This window comes from Fictibacillus arsenicus (assembly GCF_001642935.1).
Classification (GTDB): Bacteria; Bacillota; Bacilli; order Bacillales; family Fictibacillaceae; genus Fictibacillus; species Fictibacillus arsenicus_B.
In genome coordinates this window covers 3,734,092-3,757,669 of the sequence record NZ_CP016761.1, presented here as the reverse complement: position 1 = coordinate 3,757,669, position 23,578 = coordinate 3,734,092, and the positions used below count along the sequence as shown (strand labels likewise).

At 41.5% G+C, this 23,578-nt stretch carries 26 protein-coding genes and 1 riboswitch; of the genes, 22 read left to right on the top strand and 4 right to left on the bottom strand.

Going from position 1 to position 23,578, the window contains the following annotated elements:
- The first annotated feature begins 174 nt into the window (after positions 1–174).
- From ABE41_RS18970 to ABE41_RS18950, 5 genes are all read left to right on the top strand, one after another.
- Complete coding sequence (locus ABE41_RS18970; RefSeq protein ID WP_066293838.1) at positions 175–408, top strand: DUF1146 family protein; 234 nt, start codon at positions 175–177, stop codon at positions 406–408.
- A 108-nt stretch (positions 409–516) separates the two neighbouring features.
- Complete coding sequence (locus ABE41_RS18965; RefSeq protein ID WP_066293836.1) at positions 517–1,260, top strand: YwmB family TATA-box binding protein; 744 nt, start codon at positions 517–519, stop codon at positions 1,258–1,260.
- Between the two features lie 30 nt (positions 1,261–1,290).
- Positions 1,291–2,601 (top strand): UDP-N-acetylglucosamine 1-carboxyvinyltransferase, encoded by a 1,311-nt coding sequence (gene murA / locus ABE41_RS18960; protein ID WP_066293833.1) that lies wholly within the window; start codon positions 1,291–1,293, stop codon positions 2,599–2,601.
- 350 nt (positions 2,602–2,951) lie between these two features.
- The gene (locus tag ABE41_RS21165; protein ID WP_139343027.1) at positions 2,952–3,098 is read left to right on the top strand and encodes a lmo0937 family membrane protein; all 147 of its coding nucleotides are present in this window, start codon (positions 2,952–2,954) and stop codon (positions 3,096–3,098) included.
- A gap of 373 nt (positions 3,099–3,471) precedes the next feature.
- The gene (locus tag ABE41_RS18950; protein WP_066293829.1) at positions 3,472–5,145 is read left to right on the top strand and encodes a M4 family metallopeptidase; all 1,674 of its coding nucleotides are present in this window, start codon (positions 3,472–3,474) and stop codon (positions 5,143–5,145) included.
- A gap of 49 nt (positions 5,146–5,194) precedes the next feature.
- Here the strand turns inward: ABE41_RS18950 and ABE41_RS18945 are convergent, their stop codons facing one another.
- Complete coding sequence (locus ABE41_RS18945; protein ID WP_066293827.1) at positions 5,195–5,809, bottom strand: RsiV family protein; 615 nt, start codon at positions 5,807–5,809, stop codon at positions 5,195–5,197.
- Between the two features lie 194 nt (positions 5,810–6,003).
- On the opposite strand from ABE41_RS18945, the gene spoIID reads away from it, so the two are divergent.
- The 8 genes from spoIID to fabZ all read left to right on the top strand — a co-directional run bounded on the left by spoIID (position 6,004) and on the right by fabZ (position 13,108).
- Positions 6,004–7,035: a stage II sporulation protein D gene (gene spoIID, locus ABE41_RS18940; RefSeq protein WP_253805392.1), complete on the top strand. Its 1,032-nt coding sequence runs from the start codon at positions 6,004–6,006 to the stop codon at positions 7,033–7,035.
- A 179-nt stretch (positions 7,036–7,214) separates the two neighbouring features.
- Positions 7,215–8,183 carry a stage II sporulation protein SpoIIQ gene (locus ABE41_RS18935; RefSeq protein ID WP_066293821.1) on the top strand — a complete coding sequence of 323 codons (969 nt, stop codon included), beginning with the start codon at positions 7,215–7,217 and terminating at the stop codon, positions 8,181–8,183.
- Between the two features lie 573 nt (positions 8,184–8,756).
- A complete protein-coding gene (gene spoIIID / locus ABE41_RS18930) occupies positions 8,757–9,023 on the top strand; it encodes a sporulation transcriptional regulator SpoIIID (RefSeq protein WP_007203593.1) in 267 nt (88 codons plus the stop codon).
- Between the two features lie 194 nt (positions 9,024–9,217).
- Positions 9,218–10,219 carry a rod shape-determining protein gene (locus ABE41_RS18925; protein ID WP_066293817.1) on the top strand — a complete coding sequence of 334 codons (1,002 nt, stop codon included), beginning with the start codon at positions 9,218–9,220 and terminating at the stop codon, positions 10,217–10,219.
- Positions 10,220–10,573: 354 nt separating this feature from the next.
- A complete protein-coding gene (locus ABE41_RS18920) occupies positions 10,574–11,395 on the top strand; it encodes a flagellar hook-basal body protein (RefSeq protein WP_066293815.1) in 822 nt (273 codons plus the stop codon).
- An 11-nt stretch (positions 11,396–11,406) separates the two neighbouring features.
- On the top strand, positions 11,407–12,234 hold the full coding sequence (locus ABE41_RS18915) for a flagellar hook-basal body protein (RefSeq protein ID WP_066293814.1): 828 nt from the start codon (positions 11,407–11,409) through the stop codon (positions 12,232–12,234).
- A gap of 15 nt (positions 12,235–12,249) precedes the next feature.
- Complete coding sequence (locus tag ABE41_RS18910) at positions 12,250–12,546, top strand: DNA-directed RNA polymerase subunit beta (RefSeq protein ID WP_066293813.1); 297 nt, start codon at positions 12,250–12,252, stop codon at positions 12,544–12,546.
- A 136-nt stretch (positions 12,547–12,682) separates the two neighbouring features.
- Complete coding sequence (fabZ, locus tag ABE41_RS18905; RefSeq protein WP_066293812.1) at positions 12,683–13,108, top strand: 3-hydroxyacyl-ACP dehydratase FabZ; 426 nt, start codon at positions 12,683–12,685, stop codon at positions 13,106–13,108.
- Positions 13,109–13,257: 149 nt separating this feature from the next.
- Here the strand turns inward: fabZ and ABE41_RS18900 are convergent, their stop codons facing one another.
- The 3 genes from ABE41_RS18900 to ABE41_RS18890 are packed head-to-tail and all read right to left on the bottom strand — an operon-like array spanning position 13,258 to position 15,949.
- Positions 13,258–13,812, bottom strand: coding sequence for a hypothetical protein (locus tag ABE41_RS18900; protein ID WP_156774316.1), 555 nt, complete (start codon positions 13,810–13,812; stop codon positions 13,258–13,260).
- A gap of 27 nt (positions 13,813–13,839) precedes the next feature.
- Positions 13,840–14,889: a hypothetical protein gene (locus ABE41_RS18895; protein WP_066293807.1), complete on the bottom strand. Its 1,050-nt coding sequence runs from the start codon at positions 14,887–14,889 to the stop codon at positions 13,840–13,842.
- A 25-nt stretch (positions 14,890–14,914) separates the two neighbouring features.
- Positions 14,915–15,949 carry a class I SAM-dependent methyltransferase gene (locus ABE41_RS18890; RefSeq protein WP_066293804.1) on the bottom strand — a complete coding sequence of 345 codons (1,035 nt, stop codon included), beginning with the start codon at positions 15,947–15,949 and terminating at the stop codon, positions 14,915–14,917.
- 125 nt (positions 15,950–16,074) lie between these two features.
- Here ABE41_RS18890 and ABE41_RS18885 point away from each other — a divergent pair, with 125 nt between their 5' ends.
- From ABE41_RS18885 to solA, 9 genes are all read left to right on the top strand, one after another.
- Entirely contained in the window at positions 16,075–16,671 is a 597-nt protein-coding gene (locus tag ABE41_RS18885; RefSeq protein WP_066293801.1) for an SGNH/GDSL hydrolase family protein, read from the top strand.
- A 20-nt stretch (positions 16,672–16,691) separates the two neighbouring features.
- Positions 16,692–17,168: a GNAT family N-acetyltransferase gene (locus tag ABE41_RS18880; RefSeq protein WP_066293798.1), complete on the top strand. Its 477-nt coding sequence runs from the start codon at positions 16,692–16,694 to the stop codon at positions 17,166–17,168.
- Between the two features lie 118 nt (positions 17,169–17,286).
- Positions 17,287–18,012, top strand: coding sequence for a Gfo/Idh/MocA family protein (locus ABE41_RS18875; RefSeq protein WP_172827378.1), 726 nt, complete (start codon positions 17,287–17,289; stop codon positions 18,010–18,012).
- Positions 18,009–18,332, top strand: coding sequence for a hypothetical protein (locus ABE41_RS20820; RefSeq protein WP_083207886.1), 324 nt, complete (start codon positions 18,009–18,011; stop codon positions 18,330–18,332). The genes ABE41_RS18875 and ABE41_RS20820 overlap by 4 nt, the downstream gene beginning before the upstream one ends.
- Positions 18,329–19,360, top strand: a complete 1,032-nt coding sequence (locus ABE41_RS18870) for a Gfo/Idh/MocA family protein (RefSeq protein WP_066293797.1) — start codon at positions 18,329–18,331, stop codon at positions 19,358–19,360. The genes ABE41_RS20820 and ABE41_RS18870 overlap by 4 nt, the downstream gene beginning before the upstream one ends.
- A 128-nt stretch (positions 19,361–19,488) precedes the next feature.
- Positions 19,489–19,594, top strand: a riboswitch (SAM riboswitch).
- Positions 19,595–19,680: 86 nt separating this feature from the next.
- Positions 19,681–20,721 carry a methionine ABC transporter ATP-binding protein gene (locus tag ABE41_RS18865; RefSeq protein WP_066293796.1) on the top strand — a complete coding sequence of 347 codons (1,041 nt, stop codon included), beginning with the start codon at positions 19,681–19,683 and terminating at the stop codon, positions 20,719–20,721.
- Positions 20,711–21,373 (top strand): methionine ABC transporter permease, encoded by a 663-nt coding sequence (locus tag ABE41_RS18860; RefSeq protein WP_066293795.1) that lies wholly within the window; start codon positions 20,711–20,713, stop codon positions 21,371–21,373. The genes ABE41_RS18865 and ABE41_RS18860 overlap by 11 nt, the downstream gene beginning before the upstream one ends.
- Before the next feature lie 62 nt (positions 21,374–21,435).
- A complete protein-coding gene (locus ABE41_RS18855; protein ID WP_066293789.1) occupies positions 21,436–22,278 on the top strand; it encodes a MetQ/NlpA family ABC transporter substrate-binding protein in 843 nt (280 codons plus the stop codon).
- A gap of 78 nt (positions 22,279–22,356) precedes the next feature.
- Positions 22,357–23,493 (top strand): N-methyl-L-tryptophan oxidase, encoded by a 1,137-nt coding sequence (gene solA, locus ABE41_RS18850; RefSeq protein WP_066293785.1) that lies wholly within the window; start codon positions 22,357–22,359, stop codon positions 23,491–23,493.
- Positions 23,494–23,578: the final 85 nt, after the last annotated feature.

Genomic DNA, 23,578 nt, shown 5'->3' with positions numbered 1-23,578 from the left:
CGACTATATATGAGGAAGTAAAATTTTAAAATTAAATAATCGTTACAACTTTTTGAACACTTGAAAAGTAAGGGCTTTCATAAGGCAAAAGTAGGGATAAAGTATCTTTTTTTAATGAGAAGAAAGAATTATGCTTAAAGTTGTCGAAATATGTAATAGGGGGTAAGTTGAATTATGATTCCAGTAGGACAACAGGCTTTATTACATATAATCGTACATTTATTATTTCTTGTTATTGCTTGGTGGGCAATGCAGGCGATTCACTTTGACAAATGGATCAAAAAAGGCAAAGTTATGCAGGCTAGAGTGCTCTACATTTTAATGGTCATCAGTCTTGCAAGTCTAGCCAGTGATTTCTTTTTGAAGTATCTACAGTATTCCACCAATCTTAGTCAATTATTTGGTTAATTCCGAGTTACAATTCCATTAACGGAATTGTCGGAATATGACTACAAGTTCCACGGATATCCTTTCTCTCTTTGGCAACAATGAGAAATAGAGAGGATGTGCTGGGGAATGAAAAAATGGACAATGACGATTACAGCAATTTTGCTTATTATTATGGTTTCATCTGGATACGCAAAAGACGATAAAACAAATGAAGTAGCACATATAATAGACGTTTTAAAAGAAAAAGGTGCAGAACCTGACAAATGGACCATGTATTTTAATGGAGAATTAGGTTTTACATCTAAAGGACTAGGGTATTTAAAACAAGCAGAAGAGCTTAAGCGTAATTATCCTGAATTTAGCTGGGCGGAAGGTGAAGATGATGCCGGACATTACAAAATGACCGGGAAGTTTCAGCATGATGAAATAGGTCTAACTGAGAAGGTGACCATCATCACATACCCCCAAAAAGAACAAACTGCATCGTATTTTATTTATGCGGTTGAAGGACTTGTAAATACAAATCAGAATTGGAAAGAAATTCGACGCTTGTTGGATGACCGTATTGAAGATTCTGTAGGAGGAAATCCCAAAATTTTCTCTTGTGTTACCGGTACATACGGTGATAAAATGGTGGTTGATTTGTATTCGCAAGCAAATGAATTGGTACAAGCTTTTTCTGGAGTTTCTGTCGAGGAATTAAAGGAAGAGACGTTTGTGTCACTATCTGCATATACTGGACAGTGGGAACAAGCGATTTATACCGGTCATCAAAATAAAATGAATCTTCAGGTGGCGTTAAGATCTGAAGAATTGGGCAGTAAAACTACTGTCACAATTGGCACACCAATAATTACGTCTGAATATTAATATACAAATTGGACGCGGAGGGGAATATCGTTGGAAAAAATCATTGTCCGTGGTGGTAGGCGGTTAGAGGGCTCTGTACGAGTTGAGGGAGCTAAGAATGCCGTACTTCCTGTCATCGCAGCATCCATTTTAGCCAGTAGAGGCACGAGTACTATAAAAGAGGTGCCCACTCTTGCTGATGTTTTTACAATTAATGAAGTATTACGCTATTTAAATATTGATGTAGCATTCGAAAATGGGCAGATCCATGTAGACGCTACAAGTGAATTAAAGACAGAAGCACCATTTGAGTATGTCCGTAAAATGAGAGCATCATTCCTAGTGATGGGACCTTTGCTTGCTCGTGTAGGACTATCTCGTATTGCACTTCCTGGAGGTTGCGCAATCGGATCACGTCCGATCGATCAGCATCTTAAAGGTTTCGAAGCAATGGGTGCTACAGTAAAGATCGGCAACGGCTTTATCGAAGCTAAAATCGACGGCCGCTTGCAAGGCGCTAAAATTTATTTAGACTTCCCAAGTGTAGGAGCTACTGAGAACATCATGATGGCAGCAACACTTGCTGAAGGAACAACCGTTATTGAAAATGCAGCAAAAGAACCAGAAATCGTTTGTTTAGCTAACTACCTAAATGCTATGGGTGCTACTGTAATTGGTGCAGGTACAGGCACAATCCGCATCGTAGGAGCAGAAGAGCTAGCTGGTGCTGAGCATACTGTTGTACCAGACCGTATCGAAGCAGGAACTTATATGGTAGCTGCAGCAATTACACAAGGTGACGTGTTAATTGAAAATGCTATCGCAGAACACTTACGTCCTTTGATCGCAAAAATGGAAGAGATGGGTGTTCAGATTCATGAAGAAGGCCAAGGACTTCGTGTTCGCGGACCTCGTGAATTAAAGCCTGTTGATATTAAAACAATGCCTCACCCAGGATTCCCGACTGATCTTCAGTCGCAAATGATGGCACTATTGCTTCGTGCAAACGGAACGAGTGTTATTACGGAAACTGTGTTTGAAAACCGCTTCATGCACGTGGAAGAATTCCGCCGCATGAATGGTGACATTAAAATTGAAGGCCGTTCTTCTGTAATCAACGGACCTGTAAATCTTCAAGGTGCTGAGGTTGCTTCAACTGATCTTCGCGCAGGTGCTGCTTTAGTACTTGCTGGGCTTGTTGCAGAAGGTTATACTCGCGTAACTGAATTGAAGCACATTGACCGCGGATACGTTGATTTTACTGGAAAACTTGCTGCATTAGGTGCTGACATCGAGCGTGTAAACGAAGGTGTGGAAACAACACCAGCGAAAGAGCAATCATTAAAAAGTAATTTAGCATAATATTTTTAATCCAAGAACCCTCGATGAGAGGGTTCTTTTCATTTGGCTAAACTTTGTTGCTTTTGATAGAGGCTAATTTCCGCTGCAGGACTCGCTTTCCGCAGGGTGTGCGGTGAGCTCATTCGACGCTTTGCGTCATTGAATGGTCTCACCTGTCCCACTCATCCTGCAGGAGTCTCGCCCTTTCGCTCCAATTAACTTTCAATGAAGCATTTCTTAAGATCACTCTGTAGCAACATTCTTTTTTAGAAAAGAGCCTTTCATTTTTATTGTAAAAGCGTTTATAACAACGATGGTTCGGGAAATCTATAACTAGTTGCAAGAATACAATTTGAAAGGATGTCGAACTCATGCTTTGGACAATAGCCGCAATTTTATTAGTATTATGGCTGCTAGGTTTTCTTTTCGACGTCGCAGGCGGAATCATCCATATTCTTCTCGTCATCGCTGTGATCGTCTTCCTATTGAACTTCTTTAAAGGCAGAAAAATGAAATAGCTGAAGAAAAAGCCGGCCATGATGGCTGGCTTTTTTTTGATGTCAATACAGTAGTAGGAGCGAAAATTATTTTTTGTTCGGTGACCCTGCTTTTTTGTTCGGTTAAGTCGATTTTTTGTACGGTTAACAACTATCTGCATGCAAAGCCTTTTCTCTTGTCCCAGTTTTACTTTATATCTCCTCTCTAAAGAAGTGTTTCCTTATGAAACGCTTCTTTTTTTATGTGTCTAATTACCTGTTTTTATGAAAACAAGCTTTCAACTGGTGAATTATAATCAAAATTTTTTAAATAGTTTGAAAATAAAATAAATAATGGTAACATGAATCCACTGGCTTCAAAAAAATTACATAAAGCAAAGGGGATTGAACAGGGATGAACACAAAGAGATTTGCAGCATTGGGTTTAGCATTGGGGTTGGCAGTAAGTCCGTTAGCAGGAGGACAAGCATCAGCAGATTCACCGGTTAACGTTTTATCGACAAAGCAATTTAACAGTTTTATGGGTACACCATCATTCGTATCAGGTAAATTGTCTGAGGCTACAAGCAAATCCGCTAAAGATGTGGTTCTTACATATATTCAAAAAGAATCCCAGACTTTCAAACTCGGAAGCCAAAAAGCGGGTGAAGCTTTCTCAGTAAAATCAGTAACGAAAGATGAGCTTGGGCGCCAAATGGTCCGCCTTCAGCAAACATATAAAGGAGTACCGGTTTGGGGCTCCACACAAGTCGCTCATGTGAACGATAAAGGAGAGCTTCTTGTATTCTCTGGAACAGTGGTTCCGAATCTGCAGGACAAGCCTGGACTAGGGTTTGGGAAAAAGATTACAGCTTCCAAAGCAGTTGAAGCAGCAGTTGCAGATCTAGGTTTCACACCTGAATATGAAGCAGATCCAACTTCAGATTTGGTGGTTTACACACAAGGGGACGAAGCAGCTTATGCTTATCTCGTAAACCTGAACTTCTTATCTCCTGAACCAGGCAACTACAACTATTTTGTAGATGCAAAAACAGGAAAGATTCTCAATTCTTACAATGATTTAGATGAAGCGAACGGCGGTCACAAAGCACCTCCTGGAGGCGGAGGAGGTACATTAGTTGGAACAGATGCTGTCGGCTCTGGAACTGGTGTCCTTGGTGACACGAAGTCGCTGAACACGTTATTATCAAACGGAACGTACTACCTGCAAGATAACACAAGAGGAAACGGTGTATTCACGTACGATGCAAAGAATCGCCAGCAGCTGCCGGGCAGCCTTTGGGCGGATGCGGATAACCAGTTCAATGCTTCATATGATCGGGCAGCTGTAGATGCTCACGTTTATGCAGGTGCGACTTACGATTATTATAAAGAAGTATTTAACCGTAACTCGTATGACAATAATGGGGCTGCGCTTAAATCTTCTGTCCACTACGGTCGCAACTACAACAACGCATTCTGGAACGGTCAGCAGATGGTATACGGAGATGGTGATGGAACAACATTCGTTTCACTTTCCGGCGGTCTGGATGTTGTAGCTCATGAATTAACACATGCTGTTACAGACTTCTCATCTGATTTGATCTATCAAAATGAGTCAGGTGCTCTAAACGAAGCGATGTCTGATATCTTCGGAACGCTTGTAGAGCATCACGAAAACAATAACCCGGATTACGAGATTGGTGAAGACATCTACACGCCAGGAACGAATGGTGACGCGCTTCGTTCCATGAGTGATCCGACGAAATACAATGATCCTGACCACTATTCTGTTCGCTACACAGGAACAGGAGATAACGGCGGTGTACACATCAACAGTGGAATCATCAATAAAGCAGCTTACTTGCTGGCAATTGGCGGAACGCATTATGGTGTGACAGTTCCTGCGATCGGAAACGATAAAGTTGGAGCGATCTACTACAGAGCTAACACGGTTTACTTAACGGCTTCTTCTAACTTCAGCCAAGCGAGAGCGGCTCTAGTTCAAGCGGCAGCTGATCTGTATGGTGCAACATCAGCTGAAGTGAATGCTGTGAAAAAATCTTATGACGCAGTCGGTGTAAACTAAATAAACGCAAAACCCTGATCTTCCAAGTGAGGATCAGGGTTTTTTATCGTTATAAACTATTCACCGCTAGCTTTCCAAGCGGTCCGTTCTCATCAATAATATTCTGCAGATCGAACACCGAGATAACAAACATCGGAAAACCGTAAGCATAAGCAGTAAGGTCATACAGCTGAAAATAGATGACGAGTGCTTTATCGGCAATATAATAATCTTGGTTCGGGCTGATGGTCATGAATGGTTCAAACGTGAAAATCTGCTGCTGTTTTATTTGTTCTTTTATGATCCGGTTCAAAACTTGCACGTAGTCGCTGCCAGGTTTGAAGAGATCTTTTAGCTGATATGTCCGTCCTGTTGTCAGGTCCCATGTTTGCGATTTGATATACGTCATCCCGTGTGCAGCCATTGGGGTGTAGCCGTAGTTCAAAAATCCGATGCTGAGAATTTTTTTTTCGTTTGTTTTTACAGCGAACTCCCCGTACATAGTAGGTCGTGCTTCAGGATTTTGCATCTGCTGGAGCTCTTGGTTGATCTGAATGATTTGCTGATTCACTTGCTGTTGGATGCGAGGGTTGATTCTGCCTTCAATCTGCGGATAGTAAATTCTCATCTGACCAGGGGAATACGTAAGCGTCCTGACAAGAACAGGAGGCTGAAAGTTGTCCATGCCGCTCACCCTTTCGTTGGGTCTCTTATTAATTTATGCAGCGGGCAGCTTGTAACAGTCGGCTTCAAAACAAAACTTGTAAACATGTCATAGCAAGCACATTTCAATTGTAAAAATACTAGTTTTCATGTTCTAAAGGCTGCACCTTTTGTATAAGTTGTATGGTAGAAAACAAAATAGGAGGGCATTGGAAAGTGAATGTGAAAATCAAGCCACTGATCTGGATTCTAGCAATTTTTGTTGCCGTAATCGTCCTGCTTCCCGCCATACTCGTGCTACCATTTTCGTCGGAGCCTCCTGAATGGAAAGAAGAGAATCAGGCAAGGCCGTCTGAGAGAATGCTAGCTTTGGAAATTCCGCACTCGGACATCGTCGTCCCTGTATTCCGCACATCAAAGGATACAGTCGAGAACATCCCGTTAGAAGAGTATGTGGCAGGTGTGGTAGCCTCTGAGATGCCTGCAGAGTTTGAGCTCGAGGCACTGAAAGCTCAAGCATTAACCGCTAGAACGTTTATTGTAAAAGCTATGCTAAACCCCGGGAAAGATGATAGTTTACCAGATGAAGCCGTTGTAACAGACACGATCATGCATCAGGTGTACAAAGGGAACGATGAACTGGAGGCACTTTGGGGAGATGATTTTAACGAAAAGCTCGCAAAGATCGTTGAAGCTGTCACAGAAACAAAAGGGCAGATCTTAACGTATGAAGGTGAGCCGATCCAGGCAAGCTTCTTCTCCACAAGCAATGGCTTTACCGTTAATTCAGAAGACTATTGGAAAAATAAATACCCGTACTTAAGAAGTGTAGAAAGCCCATGGGATAAAAAGTCGCCGAAGTACGTGCAGACTATTCAATTGCAAGTTAGAACTGTTGAGGAAAAGTTGGGAGTATCGATCAAAAAGGATGGCAAAGTCGGCAAGGTTGTCGCAACAACGAGCGGAAAACGAATCGGTAAGTTCGCGATCGGGAAAAAAGAGTTTTCCGGAAAAGAAATACGAGAGAAGCTTGGGCTGCGCTCAACCGATTTTCAAATGGAGAAAAAGGGCAAGCAGATCACCATCACCACAAAAGGCTATGGCCATGGAGTAGGACTCAGCCAGTACGGAGCGAATGGAATGGCAGAGGAAGGCAAGTCGTATAAGGAGATCGTAAACTATTATTATAAGGGGATTGAAATTACAGATTACAAGCCGCTCGCTGACAAAAGGGTTGCCCTAAAGTGAATTGTGTGAGAATTGTAGGGGGTCTGTCCCGGGACAGACCCCTTCTATATAGAGAACCGCATTGTGTCATAAAACATGGTGCGGTTTTTTAATATGTCGAAAGAAACTTTCAAAAAATTTTCGCACTAAAGTATATATTTTCAGAATTCTGTTCAAACTTGTTGCTGAGGTGATGAAAAATGAAAGAAGAAGAAAAACAAACCAAAAAAACAGTACCGATGAAAGGTAAGAATGCTATGAAAAAACGTTGGGTTTATCCTGCAGTGTATCTTAGTTTTGCAGCAGTCATTTTAACATCTGTTCTATGGTATCAAAACGATGCGAAAAATACGGAGAATAATAATACTCCAGAAAGCGCATTAGAAGACGATGGAACAGCAGTACCAGTATCACTTACAAAAGAAGTATTCCAAATGCCAGTTGCTGACCCTGAAGCCATTGAAGTAGTGAAGGATTTCTTTAGTTCAGAAGCTACAGCCCAAGAGCAAGAAGCAGCACTCGTATTCTATAACAATATCTACTACCAAAATCGCGGTATCGATCTAGCGACAGAAGATGGTAAAGCGTTCGATGTAACAGCTGCACTAAGTGGTAATGTTGTAAAAGTTGCAAAAGACCCTGCACTAGGCTGGGTTGTAGAAGTTGAACATGACAAAGGTGTTGTAACACACTATTCATCATTAGCCTCTGTATCGGTTAAGCAAGGCGACCAAGTGAAACAAGGAGCAGTTCTTGGACAAGCTGGCGAAAATGCTTATGATAAGGATGCGAAAGTTCACGCACACTTCGAAGTCCGCAAAGATGGAGAAGCAGTGGACCCAGTAATGGCTTGGGATCAATCTGTAGCACAGCTTGCAAGCGCTGTTGAAGATTCTCGTAAAGAGATGAAGAAAGCAGAAGAGCAAAAAGCGGCTGAAGAGCAGAAAAAAGCAGAAGAGCAAAAGCCTGCTGAAGAAAAGAAGCCAGCAGCACCAAAAGCCGACGATAAAGGCGGCAAAGACACAAAAGACACAAAAGGCACAAAAGACGGTAAAGACGGCAAAGATGCCAACCGTGAACAAGAATCATCATCTCAATCTGCAGAAGACACTGATGCTCCAGCAGAATCAGATGAAACATCAGCAGATGATTCAGGTGCAAGCGAATAATTTAAAAAAAGAAGCTGTCTCGAGAATATCGGGGCAGCTTTTCGTTTTTTAAAAGAAATAATGAAGATTTTGCAGGGCAAAATGGACGATTTGAAGATGTTTGAGCGTACCAGAGGATTCTTGAGCGGTCGTACAGGAGATTTGAGCGTAGCGTGAAGATTCTGAGCGTAGATCGGGGATTTTGAGCGAAAATTAGGTCAGCTTGAGCGAACGTGTAACAGAAAAAAGAACACGTACCGTAAATCTTAAAATCCCCACCAATTTCCTCAGACAGGCTTCCTTTCACCAATAGATTTTTCACCTGTTTATGGAGGTTTTTTCACAAAAATGGACATTTCCCCTTGTCCCAGTTGAGATTTAGGCATATAACGAAAACTTGGTTAATAAGATGTTACAAAACCTACAATAATTCAAATTGAGGGTGAGCGGTGAGAAATCGTACTATGGCTGCGGTGGAAAAAGGGGAATGGAAGCAATACTTATAAGCCGAAGATGACAACAGAACTTGTCACGTAGCTTGTTCATAGAAGTCTCTATCGCATCTCTCACATCCATTTTAGGGAGGCGAGTGGTGTGCACGATTACATCAAAGAGCGAACCATCAAGATAGGACGGTATATCGTGGAGACAAGAAAAACAGTCCGCATGATCGCAAAAGAATTCGGGGTTTCCAAAAGCACGGTGCATAAAGACCTCACCGAGCGACTGCCTGAAATTAATCCGGATCTTGCAAATAACGTAAAAGAAATCCTCGAATACCACAAGTCCATCCGCCACTTGCGGGGTGGGGAAGCGACGCGCGTGAAATACAAAAAAGGCACAGAGGAAGTTGTTCAATAAGTCTACGATTGATAGGGATGCAACATGACACCAAAATCATTATGTGCCTATAGGTCTGACGTCCAATAATTAATTTTTGACAATATTTCACCTTGTTCGACAAACTTGTGATATAATGATAAATTGGATAGAACTTCGATTTTTTACTAAAAATGTCATTATATTGTATGGATGTTTAACAGGGAGGATATAACATGTTTTCAAGGGACGTTGGAATTGACCTTGGTACCGCTAATGTATTGATCTATGTAAAAGGAAAAGGGATTGTGCTTGACGAACCATCCGTCGTTGCGATCGACACGAATACCGGAAAAGCACTCGCTGTTGGAGAAGAAGCCCGCCGCATGGTAGGCCGTACACCAGGCAACATCGTAGCAATTCGTCCGCTGAAAGACGGCGTAATTGCTGACTTTGAAGTAACTGAGCAAATGCTGAAACACTTTATTAATAAAATCAAAGTGAAGGGCGTGTTTGCTAAGCCAAGAATCTTGATCTGTACGCCAACGAACATTACGTCTGTAGAACAAAAAGCCATTAGAGAAGCTGCACAAAAATGCGGCGCTAAGCATATTTTTCTTGAAGAAGAGCCGAAAGTGGCTGCAATTGGGGCGGGGATGGATATCTTCCAGCCAAGCGGCAATATGGTTGTTGACATCGGTGGTGGCACAACTGACGTTGCGGTCTTGAGCATGGGCGATATTGTCACCTCCTCTTCTATTAAAATGGCTGGGGACAAGTTCGATTCAGAGATCCTCCAGTACATAAAGAAAGAGTACAAACTGCTGATCGGGGAGCGCACAGCGGAAAACATTAAGCTGAACGTAGCGACGGTTTATCCAGGCGCACGTGATGAAGAGCTTGAGATCCGCGGCCGTGACATGGTATCCGGATTGCCGCGTACCATTACGGTTCACTCAAAAGAAATTCAAAGAGCATTGATGGAGCCAGTGATGGTAATCGTTCAAGCAGCTAAAAGCGTGCTTGAGAAGACGCCGCCAGAACTATCCGCTGATATCATCGACCGCGGTATTATGCTGACAGGCGGAGGAGCGCTTCTTCACGGAATCGATCAGCTGTTTGCAGAAGAATTGAAGGTTCCAGTACTGGTTGCTGAAGAGCCAATGAAAGCCGTAGCGAACGGAACGGGCTTAATGCTTGAACATATGGATAAGATTGCGAAAAGAAAAGTGTTTTAATGAGGAAAATGCCGCCCAAGTTGGGTGGCATTTTTGGTTTTTAGGTTAGTGAAGAAGCTTGGCGAGTGCCAAGCAACCTATTTATTTTAATATCTGAAGAGTTATGATCCTTCAGTTGAATTTATAAGCCTTCAAAATTTTTTATGGTCCTTCAATTAGATTTATGAGCCTTCAAAAATTTTTCATTTATAGGCTTTTCGACAAAACGACCGCTATCAATCTTCTGGTACAAATTCCTCATTTTAAAAAGGAATCCGTCATTTTTCGCAGAATCTTATTAAGAAATGTAAAAATCTGTCGATATGACCGATGAGACATTTTGTGTCCAGATTACAATTACAGGAGGAATACTCCGTGTTAAGAGGCTTTTATAATGCTGCAGCCGGAATGCTGGCACAGCAGCGCAAACAAGAAATTTTAACGAACAATATGGCAAATGCCAATACACCTGGATATAAAGCAGACAACGCAAGTCTGCGCACGTTCCCTACAATGCTTCTTCAGCATATGGGACAAACCGAAATGAACGGTAATAAAATTCCGAACAATCACCCGGTTGGAATACTTTCAACGGGAGTATATGTTCAAGAGACGACACCGAACTTCATGCAAGGAGATCTTCGCGAGACAGGAATCAAAACGGATGTTGCTCTTTTACAAGGACAAGTACCGGCCGATCCTGAAACAGGGCTTCCAGGCGGACTCTTTTTCCGGTTGAACGCAAATGGACAGGAGCGTTTTACACGAAACGGTCATTTCTCAGTTGATGCAGAGGGCAGTTTAGTAACGCCTGAAGGGCATTATGTTCTTGGGACGGATGGAGAACAAATCACAGTAACAAGCGATAATTTTACAGTTAACAAGGAAGGCCAGGTGATCGATAACGGTACCGTTGCAGGACAGATCGATGTTGCGTATGTGGTGAATCCTAACAATCTAGTAAAAGAGGGAACAGGGCTTTTCAGACTAGATGGAGAAGCGGCTAGCGCTATCGGCAACCCGGCGATCACGTATAACCTGCAGCAAGGTTTTATTGAACGCTCCAACGTGAACACAGAACAGACGATGACGGAGATGCTGACGGCATACCGTGCATTTGAAGCGAATCAAAAAGTGCTTCAAGCCTATGACCGTACGATGGAAAAAGCCGCAAATGAAATTGGCCGAATCGGCTAGGGGGATCACGCATGAACCAGTCTATGATTTCAGCAGCAGTGACGATGGGACAGCTTCAGCACAAGCTGGATACCATTTCAAATAATATGGCGAACAGCACGACGAACGGCTACAAACGACGGGAAGCACAGTTTTCTGATCTGCTTTTTCAGCAGATGGAGAGTAAGGCTCTAAACCCTACAGAAGATGGACGATTGACTCCGAACGGCATCCGGCTTGGGAGCGGCGCGCGTATTTCTTCGACAGCGGTTAGTTTAGAATCAGGAACATTGCAGCAAACAGGCCGTTTGCTCGATGTGGCACTTACGCAGCCAGGGTTGTTTTTTCAGATTCAAACGACGGATAATAATGGCGGAGAAGTTGTTCAATATACTCGTGACGGTGCGTTTTACTTATCGCCGTCTGCAGGAAATCCTGATGAGATGGAACTCGTTACGTCAGAAGGTAATCGTGTGATGGGTGTGAACGGCCCAATCACGATTCCTAGTGACCATAATAAAATTACCATTGGACAAAACGGCCAAGTTTCGGTAACGTTAAATAATGGAGCGGTTGTTGAATCAGGACAGCTAGCACTTGCGAATATTATTCGGCCGCAGCTGATGCTTGCAGTCGGACATAATTTCCAAGCGCCACAAGGCATTCCGTTAAATCAAGTAATTGAGGAAATAGAAGCTGGAGCAGGCAACTTCGTTCAGCAAGGCGTATTGGAGTCTTCCAACGTGAACATTTCTACTGAGATGACGGAACTGATTCAGACACAACGTTCATATCAATTTAACGCGCGTTCTCTTACAATTGCTGACCAGATGATGGGGTTAGTAAACGGGCTTCGCTAAATGGGGTAGGTTTGTATGACAACGAATGAAATGCATGAGCAAGAGTTAAATAAAAAAGAAAATCAAAAAACACAGCGCTATCAGGAGAAAAAGAGTTCTTCAAAGGAAGAAAAGAAGAAACTAATCCACCGCGGCACAAAGAGAAGCTTTCCGATCTGGCTTCGGCTTTTGCTGCTGATCTGCGGAATCGTGGTTTGTTTTGCGATTGGTACAATGGTGGGCTATGGTGTGATCGGTGACGGAAAGCCGATGAATGTCTTTGAGAAGGAAACTTGGACACACATTATCGACCTTGTAGAAAAAGAGAAGTAAAGATATAATAATAAAACAATGGCAGATTTACAGAGTCATTGTTTTTCTTTTGATTATAATTAGTACCAGGTAACAATACCAAGTATAATAAAAAACAAATAATAAAAAAGTGAATAGAAGAAAGGTGATGTAGACCATGTTAACCATCGAAGAAATTAAAGAAATTATCCCGCATCGTTATCCATTCTTGTTAATTGACCGCATTCTAGAAATAGATGAAGGACAGCGTGCAGTCGGTATCAAAAATGTAACAGCAAATGAAGAATTTTTTAACGGCCACTTCCCTGAGTACCCGGTAATGCCAGGCGTGTTGATCGTCGAAGCTCTTGCTCAAGTAGGAGCTGTAGCTATGCTGAAAAAAGAAGAAAACCGCGGGAAGCTTGCATTTTTTGCGGGCATCGACAACTGCCGCTTTAAAAAGCAAGTCGTACCAGGCGACCAGCTTCGTCTAGAAGTCGAGATGACACGCGTACGCGGTTCGATCGGTAAAGGCAAAGGAATCGCAACGGTTGATGGACAGGTAGCATGCGAAGTAGAAATCACATTTGCTCTAGGTAAATAAGGGGGGACTGTCCCCACACAATTATCATAAAAGTTAGAAATGGAGCAAATGTCTAATAGGGAATGCTCCAATTCAAGCTTCATTTTCCTACCTTTTTATTTTTACGACAAAAAAAGCACACATATCGTCATATATGTGTGCGACCTTTTTTATTTAACTGGTTCAATCGTTTCCAGGATACCTTTTTTAGAGCGTGAATTCCAAATGAAACTTACAAGATACTCATTTTCAACTTCAGCTAACTGGTATTCATTCCTAGAGACCTTAATCTGTCTTTCATCAATCACTAAATAATATTTTCCCTCTACAAGATGTTTCTGTTCTAAAACAAAAATACCGGCTGTTGATACTTCGTGGGATTGATGATTCATAATGATTAGAATCGCCACAATAGAAGCTATGACCGAAATGGTTTTGGCGGCTGATTTAATGCCCCAATGACCTCTTTCACGTTTTTTTATATATTTTATAAGAAGATAAAAATAAACGAGAAACATGACAGGTCCAAGGTAAAGTGCCAATGTCGCTGGTACAAACAATAATTCATGCAGCGTATAATTAAAGTCAGAAATCGCTTGGATCCTCCCAAGCTGAGTTCCTAAGAAACCCGAATAAATAAGTCCCAACAACACATACAAAGCAACTTTTTGTGTTTCATATAACTTTTGGAGTTTATTATGATGTCCCTCATTTTGATTCATCATTTCGTTTCCTCGCAAAATTTGTTATTGTTAATGTTTCTTTTTAAAAATATGTTGGTTTGCAGAAATAATTAACTCAGCTGTCTCCCAAAGTCTAGGCAAGAAATCCAGAACGTCTTCAGCCCTCCGAGTTAAATCATTTGTTGAAAATATTCCAAGGTCTGCAACCATCGCATCAAAAGCTGGACGATGTTTCAATTGAATTTCATTACTACCGTCCACTTCAAAAATTTTATGGCAGCGTGCAAAAGTCGCAACCATCCAGAAAACAGCTTCCCGGTGGAATCCCGATCGTATAAGGTCGCGGCTTCCGTCAATTACAATCGGCTGTGCTTCCGCCGTAATATCACTGCTAAAGAAGAAAGGAGTCCTAGATACCGAAACAGCGGCGTCAAATGTTTGTTCCAGCGCACGTAAATGAAGCTCTACCCGTTCCGCAGTCATATCCCAGACACCCAACAATTTAAGCAGCTCGGAATAAACGTCCTCGTAACCATACTCCTTCAAGACATCTCGGACCTTCAAATAACGCAGCCTAACCGTTGGATTCTGAAGGGCTGCTACTAGAATGACATGAGTAGTCACGCCTGTCGGAAACAGCCAAGAGGTCACTTGATCATGCCAAGGGTCCTGGGGATGAATAGACTTCAACCCATGCTCAATTCGAAGGCGAGCATTCTCACACCTGCAAAGAACCCAAGCTTCCTCCGTAAAATGAACTGAAACATCGTGTTGCAATTTTTCCAAATGTCCGGTGGGATCGCTAATGATGGTGTTTACTCGAAAGCTCCCTGCAAGATGATAGTCTGTCAGCACATCTTCACCCGATTGAAGCTTACTCCATGACAAATACGTAATTTCGATCAGAACGCCCTCATATCGAAATTTTCCAAGTTTCAGAGGTGTTTCATCACGAGCCATAGCGACAACAACATCCATGTCAGAAGCTGCTGACATTTCCTCATTTTCGTTTAGATGTATCGTGGAACCGCTGAAATATGCTCCGCGAAACCATGGCTCTTCACTCAAATGTAGCATCACCCATTCAGCAGCAATTGCTCGTGCCGTCCCAACTTTCATAACGACCACCCTTCGCTAAAATTCCTTATTTCGCCCTCGCCACAATCCCATTGTGCACTTTTATATAACCGTGATTCATTATATCCAGTCCGTTCTCGTACAAATAAAGCCCCATCTGCTCCAGCGTCATGAGCTCCCGGTACGTATGGTTCATCACATCCGCCATGATTTCGTAATACAGCTTAGACCGAAGCTGGGCTCGCGGAGTTGTCATCACAATATAGCCACCCGGTTTTAAGAACTTCCGGTGCCACTCCACAACCTCAGCCTTCATAGAATCTGGGAAGTGCTCAAGCAAACCGACACTCAGCACGATATCAAACTCCGCTCCAAAGGAAAGATTGCGAATGTCATCCACCACATACGAAATTTTAAAATCGTCTTTAAAATAAACTTTTTCTCCGCCTGTACTAGGATTTTTCCCCAAGAACGGATAGGATTCAGGGAACTCTGCAAACCTCGCATCCCGGCAGAACGCATCATAATCGACCATCACGACTTCACCGCCTGGATACATCGCAGATAGCTGCATCGCCTCATAACCTTCAGCCGCACCTAAAAATAAAATGCGAGGCTTTTGAATATCCAGCCCTTCAAACAACGCTCGTTTCCCGCGAGGATCCCAAATGCCATCCTGTACCCGGTGAACATAATTCCATAAATGAATGCGAATATAATCTCCGAGCGCTACTTTTACTTCAGAAGGCTTAAAGCTTTTTAAACTATGAAAAAAGGCACCTTTCTTTTCGTGGATTTCAGCAGGAACATCCTTCGAAAACCACTCATGAAAAGACTGGTTGAACATCGTCCAAGAGGTGTGAACAGGCAGGGTCTTGCCATGCTCTTCCTCCCAATCCAGTTTATCTTTAGAAAACGAAGTCACTTCATACGGCTTCCCGATGTCTTTCCAAGAAACGGTCGACCAGTCATTCACCGTATTTACTTTTACAAACTTCTCATATTCTTTCTGATTTTTATATTGCCGCAAATCCATACGGTAGGACGGCATCTTTTCCGTCTGACCTAATGTAACTGGGCGATGAACAGCAGTTTCAATCATGTTCTTCCTCCTGTAAAAAGGATTTTCTATATGTATTCCAAAACAGCTGTCCAAAATCCTTTAAATCATGTTTTATTCACACACATGGTAAAATAAGAAAAAACGAACCGGAGGGGGAAACAGCCTTGAAAATTATTTTTATCGGTGACAGCATCACAGCTTCTATTAAAAATACTGATCCTGAAAGACTGGGGAACGGCTATGTCCGCATGATTAAAGAAGTGCTGCCAGAGGATGTTAAGGTGATCAACAAAGGCGTCAATGGACATCGCGTTACAGACCTTGCTTTCCGCTGGGAGCGGGATGTTATTGATCTAGAGCCTGATCTTTTATCAGTTTCCATAGGAATCAATGATGTTTGGAGACAGCTGGATAGCCCAGATCTTGCTCAGATTGATGTTTCTAAATTTGAAGAGGTCTATCGTGACCTGTTGTCACAGCTTCCCGCCACCACAAAGCTTGTACTCATGGAACCGACGATCATAAAAGAGAACCCGCAATCTCAAGGAAACCAGATGCTGATCCCGTATGTTGATGCCGTTCGGAAGCTAGCGGTGGAGTTTGACGCAGTACTCGTCCCAACACATGACATTTTCATCAGCCACCTAACAAAAAAGCCTGATGTTTCATTGACAACAGACGGTGTACATATGAGAAAAAAAGGGAATGAACTGATGGCGAAAGCTTGGCTAAAAGCAGCAGAATCATTGATTGATCTATAAAAACGACAGGGGTTATGAATATGGGGAACGTTGCACTCACTTTTTTTGAAGAAATTCATCGTGAAGCTCTTAATGCCTTCTATCTAGTAGAAGACCAAAAGAAGTTTACCGCCATGCCAAGTGATGCCTTGAAAATATGCGAAGAAGATCCTAGCCGAAATCCAGTGGTTATCACGGAATCAGACGTGCCAGTAGGCTTTTTTGTTCTGCATGCTGGGGAGAATATCCGGGATTTTACAGCGAACCCTCAGGCTATGGTAATCCGTGCCCTGTCAATCAATCAGTCTGAGCAGGGAAAAGGATATGCGAAAGAAGCGATGCTGCAGCTGCCAGCATTTGTTTCTAACCATTATCCTGAAATCAATGAATTAATTTTATCGGTAAACTTTAAAAACGAATCTGCCAAACAATTATATGAAAAGGCAGGTTTTCAAGACCGCGGTCAGATCAAACACGGACCGGTTGGACCTCAATATGTGCTGCACTTAGATATATAATCTTATCGTATTATTTTCTAATAATCGTGTAATTAATTTCCGAAGTTGAAGAAATAAGAAGGTATTTTTCAGTTTTTCTTGTATAGAGGGTGTAACGAAACAAGGAGGAATGAAGAAGATGACAAATCATATTTCAATCGGCTTAATTGGTTTAGGAGGCATGGCAAATCATCATATCTATCTTTTATCTCAATTAAAAAATGTTTCGGTGGGCGCTATATCAGATGTGAATAAAGAGCAGCTTCAGGTGATTGGAGACAAGCTGGATATTCCTCAGAATAAGAGATATGAAGATTATGAGGAACTGATCAAAGATTCAGAGGTAGATGCTGTCATTTCAATCGTACCTAACTATCTACACGCTGAAATAATCAGTAATTGTATACAGCATCAAAAACCGCTTATGACAGAGAAACCATTTACATTAAACTTTGAAGAGGCTATAGAACTTAAAAAGCAATACGAAAAACAGCCTATTCCATGCATGGTTGGGTTTTCTTACCGTTATGTTGCTTCGTTCCGCTATGCGAAAGATTTACTTCAGCAGAACAAGATCGGCAAGCTGCGGCATATCTCTATCCGTTATTTACAGGATTGGGGCATCCCCGCTGTTCAAATTCCTTTAACCTGGCGTTTTAAGAAAGCGCTTTCCGGTTCTGGCGCACTTGGGGATCTTGGTTCGCACATGATCGATGCGGCTCGTTTTTTTGCTGGAGAATTTCAGCAGATTAAGAGTTTAAATACGACTTTTGTAAAAGAAAGAGCATCACTAGACGCAAACAAACAGATTGAAGAAGTAGATGTTGATGATTATTCAGCGTTTATCGCGGTGGCCAGTTCATGACAACAAGGAATGCAGTAGGTTTTTCGAACGCACTAGAGGTTACTCTTTTTGGAGATGAAGGGACGATGGAGCTTTCTTGTGAGCGACCTGACAATATACATTTGATCCGGTTCAACCACGAACAGAAAACAAGAGATAAAACAAGTTTAGAAGTGCCTGTCACCTATAAAAGAAATCAGCTCGAAGATTTCATAGATTTGATTAACGGTCTTACACCAGAGGATTGTCCAACCTTTTATGATGGCTATGAAAATCAAAAGGTACTTCATCAAATTCTTGAAAACACGAGAATCACCTCTGAGCATGAGGTGATAAAATGAAACCGATTAAAATAGGTGTAATCGGAGCCAGCTGGTTTGCGGATCTATGGTATTTACCCGTCCTTAACATGCATCCTCAAGCTGAGTTGACCGCCATCTGCAGTGAGAATGGAAACAACGCTCGTTTGATGGCTAAAAAATACGGCATTGCAAAAAGTTATACTTCTTACGAACAAATGATAGATAACGAGAATTTAGACGGGGTATGTATTATAACGCCGAACTGTACTCATGCCGACATAATCTTAACGGCAGCAAAGAGGGGCTTGCACATTATTTGTGAGAAGCCTTTAGCCCTAAATACGGAAGAATCTACTAGAATAATAGAGGGTGTTCATTCGTCTATCATACATGCAGTGAATTTTACATACCGTGAAAATCCTGCCGTTAAGCAGATGAAGAATGAGTTGCGTGAGAAAAGAATAGGAAACATACTTGAAGCTGATTTTGAATATACCGGTGATTATGGTATTCAATCCTCACCAGGGTGGAGAGGGGATATTCAGCTTGGTGGTGAAGGCGGTGTTCTGGCTGACCTAGGTTCCCATCTTATCGATCTGGCACATTATTTATTTGACGGACCTATTCATCCACTGTCAGCTTCCTATCAAATTGTAAAAAGAGATACAAATGATAAAGAGAAAGCACCTGATTCGGTATTTTTTACAGCGATGCTGCCCAATAACGCGATCTCAAGCTTCCAAACAAGCTGGGTTCGTTATCAAGGAGGCAGGGGACAAACAATTAAAATCAACGTGTATGGTGACAATGGAAAAATGGAAATGTTATCAACAGAATTTGGCATTCAACTTTCTGTTCAAAACGGGACGAACAAGACCCATACATGGAATGAAAAGGAAGAAAGCGGAGAAGGGAATTTTCGCCCTTGGCGTTTGACGTCAAGAAATGAAATATGGAAATGGGTAGATCGCATCTTAGATCCTTCTCGTGTTATAAAACAGCCTGACTTTTATGATGGACACTTAGTTCAGTTAGTCATGGATCGCATACTTCATAACGACCGTTAAAACTTTTAAGAATTACGCAAATAATAACTTTTCCTTTTTATCCTTCACATATTTTAAAAAATAAAAAATAAAAAATATTGACTATATTCTATTACTTTTATATACTAAAAAAAGTAAAATAAAAGAATAACTTATCCAGAGAGACTGAGGGACAGGCCCTATGACGTCCAGCAACCATCATTTTTATGAAAGGTGCTAATTCCTGCAGAATGATATCATTCTGAAAGATAAGGTTTAGATAAACGGCTAACCACTTTCAAATGATTGTGGTTTTTTTGTGTTTTATTTAGGTTTAGATGCTTGAAAAAGGAGACTACAACATGCTTGTACTAGATGATGTTCACAAAGTTTTTGGGAAAGGGAAAGACAAAAAAGTTGAAGCTTTGAAAGGAATCAACCTAAAAGTTGATAAAGGAGAAATTTTCGGCGTGGTTGGATTTAGTGGTGCCGGGAAAAGTACACTAATCCGCTGCGTGAATATATTGGAACGTCCAACTTCCGGGAAAGTCCTGATTAATGACGTTGACCTCCTTACGCTTAATCCAAGGGACTTACGCAAGCAACGAAAAAAAATCGGGATGATTTTTCAGCAATATAACTTATTGCAAGCGAAAACGATTTTCAAAAATGTTGCGATGCCGCTTATTTTAGAAGGCGTCCCGAAGGATGAGATTAAAGAGAAAGTGACAAAATTATTATCCTTCGTTGGGTTGGCGGATCGGATGAATCATTATCCTGAACAACTATCAGGAGGTCAAAAGCAAAGGGTGGGTATCGCACGAGCATTGGCAACAGATCCAGATATTCTCCTTTGTGATGAAGCGACATCTGCCCTTGACCCGAATACGACGGAAGCGGTACTGGAATTACTGCGCAAGGTTCGGGACGAGTTAGGCATCACGATTTTAATGATTACCCATGAGATGAATGTCATCCGTGATGTTTGTGACAAGGTTGCGGTCATAGAAAAGGGAACAATTGTTGAACAAGGCTCTGTCATCGATGTGTTCACCGAGCCGAAAACGAAAATTGCAAGAAGCTTTGTGAGGACGGTATTGAACCAAACGATTCCACCTTCGATCAAACGATTAATTGAGGAAAGTAGTCAGACGAACCCACATGGTATTTACCGGATTATCTTTAAGGGCGCATCGACCAATACACCGTTGCTCTCGAATACGGCTAAAAAATTTTCTATCGATTTGAATGTGATCCACGGGATGGTAACAGAGCTCCAGGGAGTTCCATTTGGAAATTTGCTAGTTGAATTTAAGGGAGACCGTGAAGAGATTAATCGTGCGATTCAATATATAAACGAGAATGATGCTGTGATAAAGGAGGTGTCTAAAGATGCCATTTGATTGGAGCTGGTTCTGGCCTGAATTTTTAACTGCTATTGATCAAACCTTATATATGGTTATTGTAGGGCTGATTATTTCGATCATTATTGGTATGCCAATTGGCGTAGTGTTAGTGATTACGAGAGAACACGGGATTCTAGAAAATAAAATAGTCTTCAATATTCTTAACGTTATTATCAATATTTTTCGATCGATTCCTTTTATTATTCTAGTTGTGGCGATTATTCCTTTTACTCGCTTAGTAGTCGGAACTTCAATTGGTACGACTGCTGCAATTGTCCCACTTGTCCTCTATACAGCCTTTTATATCGGGCGTTTAGTTGAAAACTCACTTCTTGAAGTGGATCAAGGGACCATCGAATTAGCTCAAGCCATGGGGGCGACTCCTTGGCAAATTATTTGGAGATTTCTCCTTCCTGAAGCACGAAGCTCTCTTGTGTTAGCTTTAACCATCGCGACAATTGGATTAATCGGTGCTTCCGCAATGGCGGGGGCCGTTGGTGGCGGTGGAATCGGTGATCTAGCGATTACGTATGGATATAACCAATTTAAAACAGAGGTTATGGTCATTACCGTTGTCACACTCATTATCATGGTTCAACTTGTTCAATCAATAGGGAACGTGATCGCGAAAAAATTGAGAAGAAACTAAAACATATTCGTTTGTAAAAGGTTATCCTTTTATAAAAAAAAACAGCATAGGGGATTATAAACATGAAAAAATTAGCCATTATTTTAGTAGGATTACTTCTATTACTTTCTGCCTGTGGTTCAAACAGCAGTTCAGATAATAGCGAAGGCAGTAAAACAGTTATAGTCGGTACATCATCAGCAGAAGTTCCAACTTGGGAATTAGTTAAAAAGCTTGCGAAAGAAAAAGGAATTACTCTTGAAATTGTCAAATTCGATGATTATGTTCAACCAAACCTTGCATTAGATAGTGGAGAAATTGATATCAATGCATTTCAAACTGTTGTATATTTTGATAGCTTTAAAAAAGACCGTAATCTTGATTTAGCAGCTATAGGTACAACTTCTATCTGGCCGATGGGAATGTATTCTAAAAAAATTAAAGAAGTTAGCGAATTTAAAGACGGGGACCAAGTGATTATTCCAAAAGACCCTACGAATCTAGGAAGAGCACTATTGTTAATGCAAAAAGCAGGTCTTATCACATTAAAAGAAGGCTTTACTGGTGCTGGCGGTCTAGAAAATGTTGAAAAAAATCCTAAAAACTTAAAAATCACTCCAGTAGACGCTGGGCAAACAGCACGTGGTTTAGACGATGCGGCGGCTTCCATTATTAACTGTGATATGGCGATTAATGCTGGGTTAAACCCAACAAAAGATCCTATTTTTGGTGAAGATGCAAGCAATAAAGCATACGTTAACATTATCGCTGCTCAAACGAAACGTAAAGATGATAAGACATTGAAACAAATTGCAGATATCTATCATACTGAAGAAGTGACAAACTTTATCAAAAAACACTTTAATGGTGCTGCGATTCCAGTTGTAGAACCAATCTCTTATTTAGATGATTATAAACAAAATTAAGTAATGAAATTGGACTGTTTAATAAAATAAACAGTTCAATTTTTATATAGACATAGAAAAAACATAGGAGTAAATAAGATGACACAAGGAACCGTTTTTGATGTAACAGTTATTGGCGCCGGCACAATGGGAATGGCGGCGGGTGCTTTTCTAGCAAAACAAAATGTAAAGACACTATTGATCGATTCATTTAATCCTCCGCATGATCATGGCAGTCACCATGGGGGTACCCGGATGATCCGCCATGCATATGGAGAAGGAGTACAGTATGTAAAGTTAGTTCAACGTGCTCAGCAATTATGGGCAGAATTAGAAAAACAAAGTGGAACCAAAATTTTTGAAAAAACCGGTGTTCTCGGATTAGGTCCAAAGGATTCTGTGTTTCTCCAAGAAACCATAGAAGCAGCTCGGAGGTATGACCTCCCATTAAACGTCATGTCTGCAAGCGATATAGTGGAAAAATGGCCGGGAATTCATGTGCCAAGTGACTTTATTGGATGCTATGAAACAGAATCTGGATTGGTGTATAGCGAAAATGCAGTTCAAGCCTATAAAGAAATGGCACTTAAAAATGGCGCCAAGCTTTTGATAAATTCTCCCGTGCAACAAATTGAAATAAATAGTGATGAGTTAATTAGAATTAAAACGGAGAGAAATGAATATTTATCAAAAAAAGTGATTGTGACCGTAGGAGCATGGGCGGCTAAGATGTTACCTTCGTTGAAGCTTCCTGTACAACCCGTCCGCAAAGTCGTATGCTGGTTTGAAACACCGGAGGACCTGTTCAATGTCGGTCATTTTCCATCCTTTTATGTCGATGATGTTGATAAAATGTTCTACGGCTTTCCTAATATCAACGGTACTGGTCTTAAGTTGGGACGAACGGACGGCGGCCAACCCATTGATCCTGATCAGCATTCCCAAAACTTTGGAGCTTATGAATCGGATGAAGGTGAGCTGCGTGATTTTCTAGAAAACTATCTTCCCGAAGCAAATAGAAAGCTCAACGAAGGGAAAACATGCTTAATGACCCAATCGAGTGACCATCATTTTATTATTGATCAGCACCCTGAAAATGAAAATGTCATCATCGCTTGTGGATTTTCCGGGCATGGTTTTAAGTTTGCTAGTGTTATGGGTGAGGTGCTTAGTCAGCTAGCTGTGAGTGGCCGAACGGAACATGACATATCTTTGTTTTCGCTAAATCGATTCTAATGTTGGACCTGTCACCGAGTGATTGTGTGGCAAACAGCCTAACAAACATTGATATAAAAGTTATGGTGTACTATTTCTCTTAAAA